This window comes from Actinoplanes sp. NPDC051475 (genome assembly GCF_040689425.1).
Taxonomy (GTDB): domain Bacteria; phylum Actinomycetota; class Actinomycetes; order Mycobacteriales; family Micromonosporaceae; genus Actinoplanes.
In genome coordinates this window covers 71,118-85,584 of record NZ_JBFAZZ010000009.1, presented here as the reverse complement: position 1 = coordinate 85,584, position 14,467 = coordinate 71,118, and the positions used below count along the sequence as shown (strand labels likewise).

The 14,467-nt window shown below is 74.1% G+C and carries 16 protein-coding genes; 8 read left to right on the top strand and 8 right to left on the bottom strand.

Translation table 11 applies throughout. From position 1 onward, the window contains the following. Nucleotide 1: 1 nt before the first annotated feature. The gene (locus AB0368_RS19600) at nt 2-190 is read right to left on the bottom strand and encodes a hypothetical protein (RefSeq protein WP_366155311.1); all 189 of its coding nucleotides are present in this window, start codon (nt 188-190) and stop codon (nt 2-4) included. A gap of 160 nt (nt 191-350) precedes the next feature. Between AB0368_RS19600 and AB0368_RS19595 the strand changes: the two genes are divergently transcribed. Beyond that, nucleotides 351-980 (top strand): helix-turn-helix domain-containing protein, encoded by a 630-nt coding sequence (locus AB0368_RS19595; RefSeq protein WP_366155310.1) that lies wholly within the window; start codon nt 351-353, stop codon nt 978-980. On the opposite strand, the gene AB0368_RS19590 is transcribed toward AB0368_RS19595, so the two are convergent. The 4 genes from AB0368_RS19590 to AB0368_RS19575 are packed head-to-tail and all read right to left on the bottom strand — an operon-like array spanning nt 977 to nt 4,985. Further along, nucleotides 977-3,202 carry a bifunctional polysaccharide deacetylase/glycosyltransferase family 2 protein gene (locus tag AB0368_RS19590; RefSeq protein ID WP_366155309.1) on the bottom strand — a complete coding sequence of 742 codons (2,226 nt, stop codon included), beginning with the start codon at nt 3,200-3,202 and terminating at the stop codon, nt 977-979. The two genes, AB0368_RS19595 and AB0368_RS19590, sit on opposite strands and share 4 nt — an antisense overlap. Nucleotide 3,203: 1 nt before the next feature. Next, nucleotides 3,204-3,596 (bottom strand): hypothetical protein, encoded by a 393-nt coding sequence (locus tag AB0368_RS19585; protein WP_366155308.1) that lies wholly within the window; start codon nt 3,594-3,596, stop codon nt 3,204-3,206. After that, nucleotides 3,593-4,366 carry a hypothetical protein gene (locus tag AB0368_RS19580; RefSeq protein ID WP_366155307.1) on the bottom strand — a complete coding sequence of 258 codons (774 nt, stop codon included), beginning with the start codon at nt 4,364-4,366 and terminating at the stop codon, nt 3,593-3,595. The genes AB0368_RS19585 and AB0368_RS19580 overlap by 4 nt, the downstream gene beginning before the upstream one ends. 34 nt (nt 4,367-4,400) lie before the next feature. Then, a complete protein-coding gene (locus AB0368_RS19575) occupies nt 4,401-4,985 on the bottom strand; it encodes an RNA polymerase sigma factor (RefSeq protein ID WP_366155306.1) in 585 nt (194 codons plus the stop codon). 135 nt (nt 4,986-5,120) lie between these two features. On the opposite strand from AB0368_RS19575, the gene AB0368_RS19570 reads away from it, so the two are divergent. From AB0368_RS19570 to AB0368_RS19550, 5 genes are all read left to right on the top strand, one after another. Next, nucleotides 5,121-5,378, top strand: coding sequence for a hypothetical protein (locus tag AB0368_RS19570; protein WP_366155305.1), 258 nt, complete (start codon nt 5,121-5,123; stop codon nt 5,376-5,378). 98 nt (nt 5,379-5,476) lie between these two features. Next, entirely contained in the window at nt 5,477-6,145 is a 669-nt protein-coding gene (locus tag AB0368_RS19565; RefSeq protein WP_366155304.1) for a YbaB/EbfC family nucleoid-associated protein, read from the top strand. 25 nt (nt 6,146-6,170) lie between these two features. Next, on the top strand, nt 6,171-6,503 hold the full coding sequence (locus tag AB0368_RS19560; protein ID WP_366155303.1) for a hypothetical protein: 333 nt from the start codon (nt 6,171-6,173) through the stop codon (nt 6,501-6,503). A gap of 15 nt (nt 6,504-6,518) precedes the next feature. Continuing rightward, entirely contained in the window at nt 6,519-7,307 is a 789-nt protein-coding gene (locus AB0368_RS19555; RefSeq protein ID WP_366155302.1) for a hypothetical protein, read from the top strand. Further along, nucleotides 7,304-8,410, top strand: coding sequence for a S8 family serine peptidase (locus AB0368_RS19550; protein ID WP_366155301.1), 1,107 nt, complete (start codon nt 7,304-7,306; stop codon nt 8,408-8,410). Before AB0368_RS19555 ends, AB0368_RS19550 begins: the two co-directional genes overlap by 4 nt. Nucleotides 8,411-8,414: 4 nt before the next feature. On the opposite strand, the gene AB0368_RS19545 is transcribed toward AB0368_RS19550, so the two are convergent. Next, a complete protein-coding gene (locus AB0368_RS19545) occupies nt 8,415-9,965 on the bottom strand; it encodes a serine hydrolase domain-containing protein (RefSeq protein WP_366155300.1) in 1,551 nt (516 codons plus the stop codon). Between the two features lie 115 nt (nt 9,966-10,080). Here AB0368_RS19545 and AB0368_RS19540 point away from each other — a divergent pair, with 115 nt between their 5' ends. Together AB0368_RS19540 and AB0368_RS19535 are read left to right on the top strand one after the other, a co-directional pair. Continuing rightward, nucleotides 10,081-11,049, top strand: a complete 969-nt coding sequence (locus AB0368_RS19540) for a DMT family transporter (protein WP_366155299.1) — start codon at nt 10,081-10,083, stop codon at nt 11,047-11,049. A gap of 132 nt (nt 11,050-11,181) precedes the next feature. Then, complete coding sequence (locus AB0368_RS19535) at nt 11,182-11,490, top strand: hypothetical protein (RefSeq protein ID WP_366155298.1); 309 nt, start codon at nt 11,182-11,184, stop codon at nt 11,488-11,490. A 7-nt stretch (nt 11,491-11,497) separates the two neighbouring features. Here the strand turns inward: AB0368_RS19535 and AB0368_RS19530 are convergent, their stop codons facing one another. Continuing rightward, on the bottom strand, nt 11,498-12,634 hold the full coding sequence (locus AB0368_RS19530) for a hypothetical protein (RefSeq protein ID WP_366155297.1): 1,137 nt from the start codon (nt 12,632-12,634) through the stop codon (nt 11,498-11,500). After that, the gene (locus AB0368_RS19525; RefSeq protein ID WP_366155296.1) at nt 12,631-14,358 is read right to left on the bottom strand and encodes a YncE family protein; all 1,728 of its coding nucleotides are present in this window, start codon (nt 14,356-14,358) and stop codon (nt 12,631-12,633) included. The genes AB0368_RS19530 and AB0368_RS19525 overlap by 4 nt, the downstream gene beginning before the upstream one ends. Nucleotides 14,359-14,467 lie beyond the last annotated feature (109 nt).

Here is a 14,467-nt window from a genome sequence, read left to right as displayed (position 1 = left end):
ATCAGTGCTGCAGATCGATGTGACAGCCGCCGTCAACCCCGCAGATGCCCCAGGCGGCCACCGTGTCGGTGATCTCCTCCAGCAGGATCTGTGTCTCGTGGTGCACGGCCGACGCGGCCGTGCTCAGTTGATTCGCCGTGTGCAGAGCCAGCTCGGCTGCCTGCTGCACCATCCAGGCCTCGATCGGCATGCGCCACCCCTCGGATCCGATCCACGACATTGAATGCAGCGATTTTTGCCACACGGTCAAGGGAAGTCAAGCATCCAAAGATCCACCGGCGTTCTAAGATATTAGACAGACGACATATTGCGCTCTTCCCCCCGAGACCCCGTTCGCAGGTGATTCCCCGATGGCCTCCGCCCGCATGGTGCAGGACGCCGAGACGCTCAAGGCCCTGGCCGACCCCGCCAGGCTGGCGATTCTCGAGTTGATGATGGGCGACTACGCCCGCGTCTGGACGGCGAAGGACCTCGCCGCCGCGATCGGCATGCCGCCGAAGAAGATCTACTACCACCTCGGCCTGCTCGAACAGCGCGGCCTGCTCGAGATCCGGGCGACCCAGGTCGTCAACGGCATCATCGAGAAGCACTACGGGGCGGCCCAGGAGAGCATCACCTTCCAGCGCGGCAACCAGCCGCTGCCGGGCGGCCTCCACAGCGGCGGCCCGGACAGCGCGGCCGGCTCGCCCGAGGACATGGCCGAGGTGGTGACCACGCTCTTCGACGAGGTGCACACCAACATCGTGAGCGGCCTCCGCTCCGGCCGCGTCGTGATGAACCGGCGGGCGCCGGACGACCAGCGGGTCTTGGTCAGCTACACGACGGCGGGAATGCCTCCGGAGCGGGCCGGCGAGTTCCGCGACGCGTTGCTCGCCGTCGTGGAACGCTTCCGGGCCGCAAGTACCCCCGGCGAACCGGCGTACGAGCTGCTCATCGCCATCCATCCCCGCGGCGACCATGCCGGCCCGGCAACGGCCTAGTTGATCGGCCACCGGTCGCGGCCGCGCCGGCCCCCGCCGACCGGCAGCGCCTGGAGGTCGGGCGGGCGCCGGGACATCCGCGGAGGCGGCGGCCACAAGGGTCCGAAGCGCTCCGGCTCGGGGACGCGAGCCGTGGCCGCCCCGGTACGGGCCATCCGGTGCCAGCGCAGCCGCCCGCCGAGCAGCGCCATCACGGTGGACTGGATCACCACCAGGTACATCAGCTGGCGGTACACGATCTGTTGCAACGGCAGGCTCCAGAGCGGTGTCCAGCGTTCGCCGTCGAGGTGCAGCGCGTACGCGGCCGTGACCATCTGGACGGCCGTGAAGCCCGCCCAGATGCCGACGACCGTGGCCGGCTCCAGGAAGACCGTGCCGTACAGGGCGTACACGTCCACCATCGGTGCGGTGAGCGGCAGCAGCACCTGGAAGAGCAGGAGGTAGCCGAGGCAGCGCCGGCCGGCGCGCGCGGCGTCGCCCCGCTCCCGCAGGGCGTGCCGGTGCTTCCACATCGCCTGCATGGTGCCGTAGCACCAGCGGTAACGCTGTCGCCACAGCTGGCGCAGCGAGGCCGGTGCCTCGGTCCAGGCGACCGCGGCGGGTTCGTGGACGACGCGCCGGCCGCCCCGGAGCACCGCCATGGTGAGGTCGGTGTCCTCGGCCAGGGTCTGCGCCGACACGCCGCCGGCAGCGTCGAGGGCCTCCCGGCGGAAAGCGCCGATCGCGCCCGGCACGGTGGGCATGAACCCGGCGACGTCGAACATGCGCCGGTCCAGGTTGAAGCCGATCACGTACTCGAGATGCTGCCAGCGGCCCAGCAGGCCGCCGCGGTTGCCGACCTTCGTGTTGCCCGAGACGGCGCCGACGCGCGGGTCGCGCAGCGGCTGCACGAGGCGGCCGACGGCATCGGGTTCGAAGACCGTGTCGCCGTCGACCAGGACGAGGATGTCGTGCTGGGCGTACCCGATGCCGTGGTTGAGGGCCGCGGGCTTGCCGGCGTTGGGCTGGCGCAGGACGTAGACGCCGAGCAGGCCGAGGCGCTCGACGATGTCGGCGGTGCCGTCGGTGGAGCCGTCGTCGACCACGATGACCTCGACCGCCGGGTAGTCGCTGCGGACCAGCGATCGTACGGTCGCGGCGATGGTGGCGGCCTCGTTGTACGCCGGCACGATCACGGACACCGGCCCGACGTACTCCAGCGGGCGGTCGTCGCGGCGCCGCCTGCGCATGTGTACGCGAGCGCTGACAAGCTGGGCCATCAGCCGCAGCACGGCGAGCACCACGGCGACGAGGACGAGCCAGGCGAGGGCGTCCGCGAGCAGGTCACCGGCGGTCTGGGCGGCGCGGAAGGCGTACCCCCGCCACCGCTGTCCCGTCCCGGCCGCCGGCATCGCGGCCAGACCCAGGCCCTCCGAGACGGTGACGAACCGGTAGCCCTTCGCCTGCAGGGCAGGGATGAGCCGGTCGAGCGCCGCCACCGTCTGGGCGCGGTCGCCACCGGAGTCGTGCATCATCACGACGGCGCCGGTGTCGCCCTCGGGCTGCGCCGCGGCGACGATGGCGTCCGCACCGGGGCGCCGCCAGTCGCCGGTGTCCAGGTCGGTGAGGACCAGCAGGTAGCCCGCTTCCGCGGCGCGCTGGTGAGCGCGCTGCTCGGCCACGGTGACCGCGGACGGCACCGACGAGTACGGCGGCCGCAACAGCACCGGCCGGCGCCCGGTGGCGGCGGCGACCGCGTTGGCGGTCAGGGTGAGCTCGGCATCGAGCCGCCGGTCCGCGAGCCCCGGCATGCCGGCGTGGCTGAAGGTGTGCGAGCCGATCTCGTGCCCCTCGGCGAGCACCCGGCGCGCGAGTCCGGGGTGTTCGTTGACCTGCGAGCCCACCTGGAAGAACGTGGCGTGCGCCCGGTGCCGGGCGAGCACGTCGAGGATGCGCGGCGTCCAGCGGGGGTCGGGGCCGTCGTCGAAGGTCAGGGCGATCGTCCTGGCGGGCATCCCGCGGCTGCTGACGGCGTCGCCGGGCCCGAGGCGCTGAACGGCCGCTCCGCCGGTGACAGCAGCCGGCGCGGGGGCGGAGCCGGTGCCGGGCAGCGGCCCGTCGCCCTCGGCGCCCACGTGCGTCACGTAACCGTGCAGGCTCAGCTCCGCCAGCAGGACGCCCGAGGCGAGCACGAGGAGGGCCCAGTGGGCCCGCGGTGCCCGGCGCAGCACGCGCTTGCCCATGTCAGCGCTTCCGTCCCGATCGTCCCGGCGGCGTGTGACTCGGATTTCCCCGGCGGTTGCCCGGGATCCGTGTCGCGGCGGGGGACGTACTCGCCGGCGCCGTGGTGGTGGGCCGGGCCGCCGGGCTGGTGCGGCTGCGCTCGCGGGTGGGCGTGGGCGTGGCCGCGCGGCTGCCCGGGCGTCCGGAAGGCGCCGGGGCCGGCTTCGCCTTCTCGCCGTGGAGCTGTTCCGTGCCGGACCCGGCCCAGCCCGGCAGCGACCCCGGGCCGGTGCCGGTGAATCCGGCAACCAGGGCGAGCGCGGCGAGCAGGAGCACCAGGGCGCCGGCCGAGCCGGCCAGCGCGACGACGCGGCGCCGCCGTCCGGTGCGATCGACGAACACCGGCTCGATCATTTCTTCTTCCCCGGGGTATGGGTCTTGTCCTTGCCCTTTCCGGGCTTGTCGCTCGGCTTGCCGGGGTGGTCCGGTTTGCCGCCGTGGCCGGGCTTGGCGCTCGGCGCCGGGGTGGTGCCCGGTGTGGCCAGCGCTTCCGCGCAGAGTTCGGCGATCTGGTCCGCGCCGCCGGCGGCGGCGATCAGGGCCTGCCGGGATGCGGCCTTCATGGCCTTACCGTGCGGTTCCTGCTGGGCGGCCCAGGCCTTGCAGAGCCCGGGTACGGCCGGAGCCCCCGGCGTGGACCCGCGACCGGTGGCCGACGCGCCGGGCGTAGGCCGCGCGGACGCCCGGGGGGACGGCGTCGCGGACGGCGTACGGCGGGCCCGTGCGGACGTGGCCTGGGGCGCGGGAACGCCGACGGCCGAGAACAGCCGATGGGCCTGGTGCTGCGCCCCGGCGGGGAGTTGCCCGGTCTCCGCCGCCAGGGCGACGCCGCTGCCCGCCAGGACAGCCACCACGGCCGCCACCTTCACGGCGGCCGCCTTGGCGGGCAGCGGCATGCGTGCACGGCGTCCTGCTCTGTGCAGGCCGGCTTGCTCGGCTTCCCGATAAGCCGCCCCGAACGCCACGACCGCGGCCCGCTCGCCGGCCAGCTCCCGGGGGGAGGCGGGCGCCTTGGCGGCGTCGAGCAGCGCGGCCAGCCCACGGTGTTCGGGGCCGGCGGGGTCGCCGGCTACCAGCCGGTCAGCCTCCGCCGGACCGAGCCGGGAAGTTCGCCGTTCACGCATCGCATGGAGAAGAGCGCGCGGACCCCGCATTGCGTTACACCTCCCTCGCGCGGGTGCTGCCGTCGTCGCCGCCACGGGCCTGAACCCGCGGATCGGCGGCGAGTTTGCGCAGGCCACGCAGGGTGGCCACGCGGACGGCGCCGGCCCGCTTGCCGAGCACGCGGGCGGTGGTCGCGACGTCGAGGCCGGCCACCACGCGCAGCATCACGGCCTCGGCCTGGTCCGGCGGCAGCCCGGCGATGACCCCGATCGCCCACTCGGTGCCGGAGTGCTCCAGGGCCTGGGTGGCGGCGTCGCCCGTACGGCCGGCATCGTCGGCGATCGTGCCGGCCGCGTCCTCCTGCCGGCGTCCGGCCCGCCGCCGTTCGTCGATGCCCCGGTGCCGGGCGATCCGGAACAGCCAGCCCCGGAAGGCCGCGCCGTCGCCGGTGAACCGGTGCAGGTCCCGGGCGGCCTGGAGCCAGGTCTCGGAGGCCACGTCCTCGGCGGCGTCCCCGGCCACGACCCGCAGATAGCGCAGGACGGCGGGCTGCAGCGAGCGCCACAGCGCCGCGAAGCCCGCCTCGTCGCCGGCGCTCGCCGCCTTCACCGCCGCGGTCAGTTCGTCGTCGTCCCACACGCTCGCTTCGTCGGCCCCTCACCCCAGCGCCGCTGGTCAGCGGCTCGGACAAGGCCAGCACGGTACACACCCGCAGGCGGACGGCGTCGCACGGTCCGCCCCGGACGACGTGATCCGCGATGCCATAGTGGAACGATGCTGCCGCGCCCCCCTCGGATCTTCGAGGCCGACGACATCCTCTCCGGCCGGGTATCGCTCGACGGTTACCCCTTCGGCCTGATCTACCTGGTGATCGCCTATTCCTCCTATTACGCCGACACCCCGATCCACCCGAGCGATCTGCCCCGGGTGGACGTGCTGCTGTCCGCGGCCGAGCTGCTGGAGACCCGCGGCTGGCAGATCGCCGGCGTCGACTCCGGCGGCAAGCTGATCTGCCTGCGCCGCCCGCAGTGACCGCCGCCCGGGCGGGGCAGCGCCGGGCAGCCCGATTGCGTACCCTCTGCGTCGCAGGGCGCCGTCGCCCTGTCTGACACGGGGACGGGGTGTTCATCGTGACCTATTCCGGGCCGGGATACGGCTCCGCGACGCCGGCGGACGAGGCCCTCGCGGAGCTGCGGAACATCAGCGTGGAACTGCGCGCGCTGAGCCGGGTGGCCAGGGCCGGGGGCCGGCCCGGCGGGCGTTACGAGGCCGCCGACCCGACCGGCACCGTCACGGTCACCGTCGACGGGCGCCAGGAGGTGCAGGACGTCACCGTTGATCCCCGCTGGGCCGAGCGGATCTCCCGCACCGAGCTGGGCGAGGCGCTGGGCGCCGCGTACGGCCAGGCGGTGCTGCGGGCGCTGAACGCGGGATCGGCGGCGTTCGACGACGCGCTCGCGGAGACCGACCGCGCCGCCATCGAGCAGGAGGTCGACGCCGAGCTGCGCCGGGCGCGCCCGCGGCACGTCGAGCCCGAGGACCTGCGGTACGAGGTCCAGCGCCAGCTCGAGCAGAACGAGATGCTGCTGCGCTTCGCCGACGCCCCGGCCGTCGCGCCGCGGGTGGCGCCGGACACGACGGTGTCCGGGCCCGGCGGCTTCGTGACGGTGGTGGTGCGCGACGGCCAGATCGCCGACGTCCAGGTGTCCGCGGCGCGCATCCCGGCGATGGCGACGAACGGAACGATCGCGCAGGAGGCGATGGCCGCGTTCCGCGCGGCGGCGAGGGCAGCCGCGTGAGGCGCGGCGCACGAGGGGAGTCCTGATGCCGGGGAAGTCCGAGGGGTTGCAGGTCGTCCGGGAGGCCCTGCTCGACGAGGCCGACAAATGGTCGAAGCTGTCTGACGACATGAAGCAGGTCAAGACCGACCTCGACAAGCTGGAGCTGCAGGTCACCGCGTTCTTCACCAACAATCCGGTGACCGCGCAGATGGCCAAGAACGCCTACGACGGCGTCTGGCAGCTCATGGGCCGCCTCGCCGGCCAGGCGTCCGACGAGTTCTTCCAGATCAACGAGGCCCTGCGGCGCGCCCACGACGACTACCAGGCCGTGGACGGCAAGGCCGCCATGGACCTGTCGAAGATCTACGGCAAGTGAGACGGAGACATCGCGATGGCGCCACCGCCCGGCGACAAGGGCCAGGTCACTGAGGCCGAGACGCAGCTGCGCAAGTCCACCGAGCAGGTCTCGGAGCAGCACTCCAAGGTCGGCGACGAGCTCAACAAGCTGATCGACACGGTCAACGACACCCTGTCGCGGATGGGCAAGGTGAAGTGGCTCGGCGGCCTGGCGGGGATCGCCGCGGCCGAGCTCTACGGCGACAAGGTGCACGACGCCCTGGAGCGGCTCAAGGCGGAGGTCGAGAAGGTTCTCGAGCTGGTCAAGAAGATCCTGGACGAGGCCGTGCCGGTCATCTCGCTGATCACCCGCGCGTTCGACTGGCTGGGGTCCGTCCACGCGCCGGTCAGCGCCATGTCGGACACCGCGGCGCAGTACACGATCAACCTCAACAACTGGTCCGGTGCGGCCAAGCAGGCGTACGACCAGCGGGTGCCGATCCAGGTCAAGGGCATCGACGGCTTCGCCGAGGCGGCCGGGGAGATGGCCGGCTGGCTCTCCGACCTGGCCGCCGCGAACGCCGCCTACATCGTCTCGCTGTTCAAGCCGCTGTTCGACATCGCCGGCGCCCTGGGTGCGGCTCTGGTCGACGCGGCCACGATCGTCGGCGCGCTGGAGGCCATCGGCAAGAGCGGCGAGGTGGTCCAGATCGCCGTTGCCGCCATGTACGAGGCGCTGGACCAGGCGGTACAGCACGTCATGGGCGTCATCGGCAAGATGGTCGACGCCAAGAAGGTGATGGGCGACCTCGGCGACGAGTGGCCGCAGATGGTCACGCTGTGACCCACTCCGCGCGCGCAGCGCTCGCCGCGGTGGCAGTGGCGCTCGCGGGAACGGTGCTGCCCGCGGCACCCGCCCTCGCGTCGCCCCCCGACCAGCAGTGGTACCTCGACGAGATGCACGTGACCGAGGCCCACCGGGTCACCCGTGGCGACGGCGTCACGATCGGCCTGCTGACCAACGGGCTCCCCGCCGCGCACCCCGACCTCGACGGCCGGGTGCTGCCGGCGATGCGCCGCAAGGGCGGCCTGTTCGGCGGGGTCGAGAAGGCGCCCGCCGACTATCCGCTGGACGACCCGCCGGCCCTGGCCGAGATGGGACTCATGGTGGGTCGCGGCGGCCCCGGCCTGCTCGGCGTGGCCCCGGACGCCAAGGTGCAGCCGGTCATCTGCCCCGGCCTCGCCGACGACACCGACGCCTGCCTGCGCTGGCTGGCCGACGACGGCGCAGACGTGATCGACCTCAGCCACGCGGTCTTCCCCGACCTGGACGCCGGCTTCGACGGCATCCGCTACGCCCTGGCCAAGGACGTGGTCGTCGTCATGGCCCTGGAGGACGGCACCCAGCTCCCGGCCGACCAGCGCAAGGGCGTGCTGCTCGTCGGCGGCCTCGAGCGCGGCGGCAAGGTCCCGGCGGACGCGACCGTCGCGAAGGACGTGTCGGTACGGGCCCCCGGCGGCGGCCCGATCGGGAGCACGGCCGAGAACCGGGTCGTCACGATCGACCCGTCGAGCCCGGGCGGCTACGGCACGCCGGTCACGTTCGACGGCGACCGGGCCGCCGCCGCCCTCGTGACCGGCGTGGTTGCGCTGGTGCGCGCCAAGGACCCCGGCCTCGACGCGCCGTCGGTGATCGACCGCGTGTTGCGCACCGCCAAGGACCTGGGTCCGTCCGGCCGCGACGACACCTTCGGTTACGGCATGGTCGACGCGGCGGCGGCCGCGACCACCGCTCCGGTCGCGGCCAACCCGCTCGGCGACCCCGGCAAGCCGGACAGGGAGTGGATCACCTGGCAGCGGGTCGTGGCCGCCGGTGCCGTCGTGCTGCTCCTGGCCGCGATCGCGGCCGCCGTCCTCGTCGTCCGCTCTCGCCGCCGCCGGGGCTGAGACCTCACCCCGGCAGGCGCAACGGGTACGGCAAAGCGGACGGCTTGAACGGCAGCCCGGCGCCGGCCGCCCGCCGTGCCGTGGCCGGGCCGCCCCGCCGGAACAGCCGGCCGCCGAACCGCAGCCACGCAACCGTGCCGTCGGCGCCGCGTACGAAGTTGGCGCGGCTGTGCGTGTCCGCTCCGCCGGGCTCCAGGACCAGAACGTAGTCCTTGCGGTAGAAGGTCAACCGCAGCCCTTCCTGCCCCTCGACACGCACGCTGAGCTGCCCGCCGTCGGCGACGACGTCGAACTCCAGGGTGACGGGCATGCCGTCGAAGCCGATCTGGGTGGCCGAGTAGCGCCCCTCGTACCCGGCCAGGACCGCTGCCGGCAGCGGGCGCGGCACCGCCGGCAGGTTGCGCACCCCGGCGAAGCGGCGCAGCGCCCAGTCGTCCGCGAAGAGCTCGGCGAGCAGGCCGGGACCACCCTCCGAGTTGGTCAGGACGGTCAGCGCGAACCCGCGCTCGGGGACCATGAGGAAGCCCGAGTGCTGCCCGGCCCAGTCGCCGCCGTGCTGGACGACCTCCGGTCCCTCGGCCGTCGGGCGCAGCATCCACGTCACGCCGACCCCGTCCAGCTCCACGAACAGCGTGCCGCCGGGGCCCGGGCGGGACTGCATCACCCGCATCGAGCGGCGGCTGAGGATCCGCGCGCCGCCCGCCGCCCGGCCGTCGCCGAGGTGGAACCGGGCCCAGCACAGCTGGTCGCGGGCGCTGGAGATCAGCCCGCCGGCGGCGTGGATGCTGCGCGGCATGGCGAAGTAGCCCGGCTGCGCGACCGGGGCGCCGGTCGCGTCGACGTCGTGCGGCACGGCCACCGTCGCACCGGGCAGGTCGTCCAGGAAGAAGGCGCTGTGCCGCAGCCCCAGGGGTTCGGTGACCAGAACCCGGATCGCCTCCTCGTACGGCATGCCGGCCGCCACCTCGACCAGCCGCCCGGCCAGCGCAAGCGCCGCGTTGTTGTACGCGAACACCCGCCCCGGCGGGGTCAGCTGGGGCAGGCCGGACATCGCCGCCACGTACCGGGCGATGGCGTCGTCACCGGAGCCGGTGTCCAGGAAGAAGTCACCCAGCCATCCGGCGCTGTGGTTGAGCACCTGCCGCAGCGTCACGCGGGCCGACGCGACCGGGTCGGCGGTCCGGAAGCCGGGCAGGTAGCTGCGCACGGTGCGGTCCAGGTCCAGCCGGCCGCGCTCGATCAGCCGCATCACCGCCGTACCGGTGAAGGTCTTGCTGGTGGAGCCGACCCGGAAGACGGTGTCGCCGTCCACGGGGGAGGGGTCGTCGACGTTCGTCACGCCGAAGCCGCGAACGTACTCCCGGCCCCGGTGGATCAGGCCGACCGCCACACCGGGGATCGCGTACCGGGTCATGCCGTCCTGGATCTTCTCCTCGAGCTCCCGAACGGCGGAGGGCGCGGCGCCGGCGGGTGCCGGCGGCGCGGTGGTGGCGAGAGCGGCGGCGCTTCCCGCGACCGCGCGTAGCAGAGTTCGGCGGGACATCACTTCCGACATGGGCCCAGGATATCGACTTCCATCACTTGCTGGCGCCGAGCGTTGTGGAGGCCCAGGTCGGCGGTGCTAGCGTCAGGAGCTCGGTACCCCTCAGCTCCTTACATCTGGAGGCGTCATGGGTTCGACCCGGCCGGCCGCTCCGGGCCTCGGACTGGCGCTGCTGTCCGCGGCCACCTTCGGCACGTCGGGCACCTTCGCGCGCTCCCTGATCGACGCCGGCTGGTCGGCCGACGCCGCGGTGGCCGCCCGGGTCGGCATCGCCGCGCTGCTCCTGGCCGTGCCGGCGGCGATGGCGCTCCGGGGACGCTGGGCCGCGCTGCGCCGTTCCCTCGGCACCGTCGGCCTGTTCGGCCTGCTCGCCGTCGGCGGCGCCCAGGTCGGCTTCTTCAACGCGATCCGCTACCTGCCGGTCGGCGTCGCCCTGCTGCTCGAGTACTCCGGGGTCGTGCTGGTCGTCCTGTGGATGTGGGCCCGCCACGGCGAGCGCCCCCGCCGGCTGACCATCGCGGGCGCCGCCGTGGCCGTCGCCGGTCTGATCCTGGTGCTGGACATCGTCGGTGGCGCGGCGATCGACCCGGTCGGCCTGCTGTGGGGCATGGTCGCCGCGGTCGGCCTGGCCGCCTACTTCGTCCTGTCGGCCCGCGTCGACCCCCAGCTCCCGTCGATCGCCCTGGCCTGCGGCGGCATGGCGTTCGGCGCGGCGGTCCTGGTGCTGCTGGGCGTCCTCGGCGCGCTGCCTCTGCGGGCGACTTTCGGCACGGTCAGCTTCGCCGGGCACACCATGAGCTGGCTCGCGCCGGTCGCCGGCCTCTCCCTCGTCGCCGCGGTGGTCGCGTACGTCACCGGCATCGCCGCCGCCCGCCTCCTCGGCGCCGCGCTGTCCTCGTTCGTGGGCCTGACCGAGGTGCTCTTCGCCGTCCTGGTCGCGTGGCTGGTGCTGGGTGAGCTGCCGAGCGTCGTGCAGGGCATGGGCGGCACGCTCATCATCACGGGCATCGCCCTGGTCCGCCTCGACCAGCTCCGCGCGGCACCGGCCGGCGGGCAGAACCCGGTCGCCGAGCCGGTCGTCGCCCGCAACGGCTGACCTCGGCGGCCGGCCCCGCAAGTGTCATGTGGGACACATTCGAGGCCTGGTGCGATGGAGCTAACAGCGTTTTCGCACGTCAGTTGCTTGACTGCGGATCCAGCAGTTACGGCGGAAGGAAGGGTCGGGGACATGTCTTTCGCCATCACGGTTTTGCCCGCGGTCGGGGGCCACCGGTGGGTGTGTGTCGAGGGCCGCGTGGACGCGACCACGGCCGACGACGTCCGGGCGGTGCTGCGCACCGCCGTGTGCGACCTGCCGACCCGGTCGCTGACCGTGGACCTGCGCCGGGCGGCCGTGGCCGACGACGCCGGCCGGCAGTGCGTCGCGGAAGCGGCGGCCGTGGCCGTCGCCGCGGGCGTGGCATGGCAGGTCGTGGAGCCGGTCGCCCCGGATGCCACGGTGGCTCCCCGGACGTCATTGGCCCTCGCCGCCGGCTGACAGCCGGTCACAGGTCCTGCCACGGCCCCCGGGACACCGACGGCACCTGTGCCGGTTGCGGGGCCGCCCAGCGCAGCGGCGCCGGGGAGGCCGGGCGGGGTAGTCGCGCGGGACCGGCATCCTGCGGCAGCGGCGAGGTCCACACCGGACGGGCGGCCGGGGGACTCCAGCCGAGCTCGGCCGCAGGTGTTGCGGCCAGCGCGGCGGCCGCGCGTCCCGGCGGGATCCAGATCGGGGGCGGACCCCACCAGATGACCCGCTCGCCCGTGCCGCGGTCCACCGGCTGCGCGGCCGCGGCCAGCTCCGGCCGTACGGGTGCGGCCGCGATGGCCTCGGCCTGCAGGGCGGCGTCGGTGGCCGGCGCGGTGGCCAGCAGCACCGCCGCCCCGATCGTCAGCGCGCCCGCGACGGCGGCCGGCAGGTGCCACCCGGATCGCACGGTGTCGCCGAGCAGCAGCAGGGCGACCGCGGACGGGGCGACGACCTCGGCCGTCCAGTGCACTGCGGTCACCGGGCCCACCTGGCCGATCTGCAGCGCGTGGGCGTACAGCATCATGCCGGTCACTGCGAAGGTCAGCAGCGCCGCGGTGAGCGGTTCCTTGACGATGTCCAGCGGTGCCGACGGGAGGGCCCGGCCGGTCAGGGCGGCGCCGCCGAGGCACAGCCCGCCGAGGGCGGCGACGGCGCCGGGGGAGCGGGCCTTGGTCGCGCCCCAGCCGATCAGGAGCACGACGCCCGCCGCCGCGCAGAAGCCCAGCCGGAGTTCGCCGGTGGCCACCACGTCCCGCTGCGGTCCGGCCGACATGGCCAGCACGGTCAGCGCGCCGACGGAGACCGTGACCGCGGCGACGTCCCGCCGGCGCAGGCGAGAGCGCAGGACGATGCGGGCCGCGACGACGGTGACGGCCAGCGAGCCGGCCAGGACCGCCTCGACCACGTACACGGCGAGTTCCCGCAGGGCGATCATCGAGCCGGCCCAGGCGAAGATGTCGCAGCCGATGCCGGCCAGGTACAGCGGGTGGCGCATGGTCTGCGCGGTGCCGCGGCTGCGCCGGGCGGCCACCGCCTGCAGGATCGACGCGGCGCCGTAGCTGAACGCCCCGGACACCGTGATGGCCAGCGCGACCCATGCCGCGGCGCTCATTCGGCGATCCGGAGGACCGAGAGCGTGTCGTCGTCGCCGTTCGTCACGTACGCCAGGCGGCCGTCGGGCGAGACCGCGATCGTCCGGGGGCTGCCTCCCACCCCGATCGTCGCCGTCACCGCGCCGGTGCGCGCGTCCAGGACGGACACCGAGTTGCTGCCCTCGTTGACGACGTACGCATGTCGCCCGTCCCCGGCGAAGGTCACGCTCTGCGGCTTCTTCCCGACCGGGAAGGGACCGGTACGCCGCAGCGTCGCCGCGTCGATCAGGTCGGCGGTGTCCGCCTCGTAGCCCGCCACCAGCACGGTCCCGCCGTCCGGCGACACGGCGACGCTGTGCGGGGCGCGGCTGACCGGGATGGACTCGAGCAGCCGGTGGGTGCGCATGTCGATCACCGCGACCGCATTGGACTCGTGGTTGGCGCTGAACGCCCGCCGCAAGCCGCCGGAGAAGGCCACGGCGTGCGGGTTCGGCGGCACAGTCACCCGGGCATCCGCCCGCTGCGCGCCGCCGGTCTGGTGGATCTCGATCCGGCCCTCGCTGTGGATGGGCACCCACAGCCGGTCGTCCGGGCTCACGGCCAGCGTGTACGGCTGCCGGCCGGTGGCCAGGTACCGCACGACCCGCCGCCCGGCCGCGTCCACCACGGCGACGCCGCTGCCGGACTTGTCGTTCTCGTACATCGACACGAAGACGAGGCGGCCGTCGCGCGACGTGGTGACGAAGCGGGGAGTGTTGCGCAGCTTCACCGAGGTCACGCGCCGGCTGGCGGCGTCCACGACGGACAGGACCCGGGCGCCCTGGTCGGCCACGTAGAGCGTACGGCCGTCCGGCGAGACCGCCACGCCCTCGGGCTCCGCGCCGACCCGGATCGTCCCGATGACGGATGGTTTGGCGAGGCTGGCCGCGCGCAACGCGAGGGGGACGCGGGCGACCCCGGTCGGTGCGGGCGCCGCCGTGGTGAGGGCACGCGGCGCGGCGGCGGACGGGGGACCGGACGTGACCGCCGGCGCCGCGACGGGTGCGGCCGCGGGTGCCCGGCTGAGCGGCAGGTTGCCGGTCAGGGCGACGGCGACGCCCGCGGCGCCGAGCAGGACCAGCGCCGTCAGGCCACCGATCAGCACGGTTCCGCCCCGGCGCCGCCGCGCAGGCGGGGGAAGCACGGTCACCCGCGCGGCGGCATAGCTGCCGGCGCCGGCCTCCGCCTCGAGCTGTTCCTCCAGGTCCGCGCGCGACAGGACGCCGCTCGCCACGACCTGGCCGGTGACGCGGACGTCCGCCCAGCCGGCCGCCCCGCGTACGGTGACCGACCCGTCGAGCCAGTCCGTACGCGGCTGCCACTCGATGCGCAACCGCCCGCCGTGCAGTGCGGCTCGCAGCCCGGGGCCCGCCACGGTCACCGCGGCGGTGGCGACGGCGAGCGGAGGCCCGTCGACGAGAACGTCCGCCATCAGCGCCGGCGTCCCCGGCGGGACCTGCCCGAAGTCCACCCGGTCCGGGTTCAGGCGGACCGCCGTACGCCCGAGCGCAGCGGCGGCCGCGGCGGCCACACTGCGGCTGTCGTCCTCGGTCAGATGCTGGAGGGCGAGCCGGGCATCGGCGGCCACGGCGAGATCGGCACTGATCGCCAGCTGGGCGAGCTCACCGACGCCCATGAGCCGGGAGTCGCGCATCGGACTCGCGATCTCGGTCAGCACGTGCGGTGGCAGGTTGTGTTCACTCATCGTGCCCCCTCGATCAGCATGCAGTGACGAAGGGGCCCAGCGGAACCCACCGGACCAAATTGGCATCGAACTTTCTCACCGCGTCGGGCGAGATCGCCACCATCGCAGC